This window comes from Coleofasciculus sp. G2-EDA-02 (assembly GCF_040226375.1).
In the GTDB taxonomy this organism is placed as follows: Bacteria; Cyanobacteriota; Cyanobacteriia; order Cyanobacteriales; family Coleofasciculaceae; genus Coleofasciculus.
This window is the reverse complement of the sequence record NZ_JAVKEW010000110.1, coordinates 1-2,711: the sequence shown is the minus strand read 5'-3', so window position 1 is coordinate 2,711 and position 2,711 is coordinate 1. Positions and strand designations below refer to the sequence as shown.

Annotated in this window: 6 protein-coding genes; all 6 read left to right on the top strand. The window is 43.2% G+C overall.

The window, feature by feature from the left end; translation table 11 throughout:
- Positions 1 to 121 precede the first annotated feature (121 nt).
- The 6 genes from RLO19_RS12535 (at position 122) to RLO19_RS12510 (ending at position 2,711) form a co-directional block, all read left to right on the top strand.
- Entirely contained in the window at positions 122 to 499 is a 378-nt protein-coding gene (locus RLO19_RS12535; protein WP_446356814.1) for a type II toxin-antitoxin system VapC family toxin, read from the top strand.
- Positions 500 to 527: 28 nt separating this feature from the next.
- On the top strand, positions 528 to 1,025 hold the full coding sequence (locus RLO19_RS12530; RefSeq protein WP_446356812.1) for a DUF4365 domain-containing protein: 498 nt from the start codon (positions 528 to 530) through the stop codon (positions 1,023 to 1,025).
- Positions 1,022 to 1,570: a hypothetical protein gene (locus tag RLO19_RS12525; RefSeq protein WP_446356811.1), complete on the top strand. Its 549-nt coding sequence runs from the start codon at positions 1,022 to 1,024 to the stop codon at positions 1,568 to 1,570. The genes RLO19_RS12530 and RLO19_RS12525 overlap by 4 nt, the downstream gene beginning before the upstream one ends.
- Before the next feature lie 122 nt (positions 1,571 to 1,692).
- Positions 1,693 to 1,818 (top strand): hypothetical protein, encoded by a 126-nt coding sequence (locus tag RLO19_RS12520; protein ID WP_446356810.1) that lies wholly within the window; start codon positions 1,693 to 1,695, stop codon positions 1,816 to 1,818.
- Between the two features lie 346 nt (positions 1,819 to 2,164).
- Entirely contained in the window at positions 2,165 to 2,401 is a 237-nt protein-coding gene (locus RLO19_RS12515; RefSeq protein ID WP_446356808.1) for a hypothetical protein, read from the top strand.
- A gap of 70 nt (positions 2,402 to 2,471) precedes the next feature.
- Positions 2,472 to 2,711 (top strand): hypothetical protein, encoded by a 240-nt coding sequence (locus tag RLO19_RS12510; protein ID WP_446356688.1) that lies wholly within the window; start codon positions 2,472 to 2,474, stop codon positions 2,709 to 2,711.

Genomic DNA, 2,711 nt, shown 5'->3' with positions numbered 1-2,711 from the left:
GTGTTGGTACTCAGTTCATCTGTTGCATCTAAAGTGCAAAACCGGAACTATGATTTTTCTGATTTGGCAGGGCGACTGAATTGGCGAGGAAATGCAGTAGCCATGCAAAGGGCTTTACGAGATGAGTGGTAATCGCTATGTACTGGATACTAATGCTATCGTTGCTTTGTTACAAGGCAATCTCCAATTGGTTCAATTACTCCAGAATGCTAGTTGGATTGGCATTTCAATTATTAGCCAGATTGAGTTTCTGGTGTTTTCCGGACTAACTGAAGCGGATCGCCAGCTTTTTCAACAGTTTGTTCAACGAGTGGAGGTTGTGGGTTTAACAGCAGGTGATCCAACCTTGATTGAGAAGATTATCGAAATTCGTCAGCAATATCGATTGAAATTACCCGATGCCACAATTGCAGCGATCGCAATCCAAAATGGAGCAAGTTTGGTCACCGCTGATCGGGAGTTCTCGAAAGTCACACAGTTGACAGTGACTACTTGGTAGTGAGTTATTGCTGGATCATCGGCTTAACGTGGATATCAGACAACAAAAGGAACAATTTAGCAATACCTATTTACAAGCTGTTACAACTGTTGCGGGTTATTCTCTGTACAAGCCTTCTGTAGACGATGACAGTATCGATTGGGGAATTGCCGCCAAGGGGGTAATGGGACGCCTGCGATCGCCTCGCTTGGAATTGCAGTTAAAATCTACCTCTAGAGACGTTCTTGATGATAACCAGTTGCGTTACCCGCTTAAGATTAAGAACTATAATGATTTAAGATTGTCTGATTTCGCCATACCTAGAATTTTAGTTGTCCTTGTGCTTCCTGAAACTCTGACCGACTGGTTACAACAATCTGAGGAAGAACTCTGTATGAGATATTGTGCCTATTGGGTATCACTCCGAGGAATGCCCGATACCAAAAATACAGCGACGGTAACGGTTTCCCTACCCAGAAGCCATCAATTTACCGTGTCAGCGCTTCAGTCAATAATGCAGCGTCTTAGTCAAGGTGTTTTACTATGAATGTAACGGTGCGAGATGTTGAATGTTTAAAAACCATAGAACCTCAACAGCTTCAGGCGTATTTAAAAGCTCATGGCTGGTATGAAGATCGTCCATTTTTAGATAATGCCATGATTTGGCTCAAGCCGGATGATCAGCGGGGGGAGTTTGAGATTTTATTGCCCCTAAAAACCAATCTAGGGGATTATGTAACTCGGATTAGTGAGGCGATTGAAACGTTAGCCGTTGTCGAGAATCGTTCTCAAGTTGAGATTTTGAGTGAACTGCTTTCTGGTGGACAAACGATTACACTTCAGGGAGTAGTCATGCACATTAACACGCCTAATTCTGCTCCCTTAAGCGGTCAGGTAACGTTGCTGGGTGTTGTTGGAGATAAGCTGCGGAAAATTAAGACTGAGTTAACGGATTATGACTATATTTTAGCGGTTAAAGCGTATCAAGAACGTTGTCCGATAATCTGTCGGGCTGAATTAAGCAAAGAGAAGGGTAATTTTGTATTAAAAAATGTTCGGGATTTGATGTTTGATGAATCCTGGGAGCATTAATATATATTCATTTCCGGCTAGACCACCAGTCTAGTACAAGATTGCCATACTGGTGGCTATAACCTGAAATTATCAGAGTTTCCCCACCCGACAAAATTAGGCGCTGTTTCTGTATCCCCAGAATGTACAAGCTGCACAGTTTATCAGCAATCAGGAACAACTGTGCGATCGCGCCAATTATCCGGTACTTTTTGATCCGCAAACTTCTGGCGGGTTATTGGCAACAATTCCGGCGGATCAAGCGGTAAAGTGTGAGCAAGTTTTGCAAGAATTAGGATATATTCATAGTCGCATTATTGGTCAAGTAACGCCAGCTAGTTCCGGCGTTCCACCATTGAGATTCTTATAAGAAACCCCCTTTTTGTCATGGCGACTAGAAGTCGCTGCTACACAAACTTTCGTCCGCCTACGCGGACTAAATTATCAAGGGGGTGGCTAACCCGAATTTGATACAGCGCTTTGCGCTGTAATAAAGTACAGTAGATCAAAGTCCCCCTTAAAAAGGGGGATTTAGGGGGATCGACAATGTACCGCATAGCAGAGCAAACTGCTGTATCAATTAATAATGCAGCGTCTTAGTCAAGGTGTTTTACTATGAATGTAACTGTGCGGGATGTTGAACGTTTAAAAAGTATAGAACCTAAACAGCTTCAGGCGTATTTAAAAGCTCATGGCTGGTATGAAAACCGTCCATTTTTGGATAATGCCATGATTTGGCTCAATCCGGATGAGCAGCGAGGGGAATTTGAGATTTTATTGCCTCTAAAAACCAATTTAGGGGATTATGTGACTCGGATGGGTGAGGCTATTGAAACGTTAGCCGTCCGATAAGCAGCACTCAGGAACAACTGTGCGATCGCGCGGTAGGATGAAGATCACGCTACAATAACCCTGATATCTAATGGTTGAAGTCAAAATGGAAGTTTTTCAACTGACAACTACTGTCAATGCCTCCGGTCATTTGATCCTTGATATTCCCACACAACTCTCTCCAGGACCCGTGAATATTGTGTTGGTACTCAGTTCATCTGTTGCATCTAAAGTGCAAAACCGGAACTATGATTTTTCTGATTTGGCAGGGCGACTGAATTGGCGAGGAAATGCAGTAGCCATGCAAAGGGCTTTACGAGATGAGTGGTAA

Excerpts from the sequence above, each read along its gene's own strand:
- RLO19_RS12535 (WP_446356814.1), top strand. The coding sequence starts at position 122 with ATGAGTGGTAATCGCTATGTACTGGATACTAATGCTATCGTTGCTTTG.
- RLO19_RS12525 (WP_446356811.1), top strand. The coding sequence starts at position 1,022 with ATGAATGTAACGGTGCGAGATGTTGAATGTTTAAAAACCATAGAACCT.
- RLO19_RS12520 (WP_446356810.1), top strand. The coding sequence starts at position 1,693 with ATGTACAAGCTGCACAGTTTATCAGCAATCAGGAACAACTGTGCGATC.
- RLO19_RS12515 (WP_446356808.1), top strand. The coding sequence starts at position 2,165 with ATGAATGTAACTGTGCGGGATGTTGAACGTTTAAAAAGTATAGAACCT.
- RLO19_RS12510 (WP_446356688.1), top strand. The coding sequence starts at position 2,472 with ATGGTTGAAGTCAAAATGGAAGTTTTTCAACTGACAACTACTGTCAAT.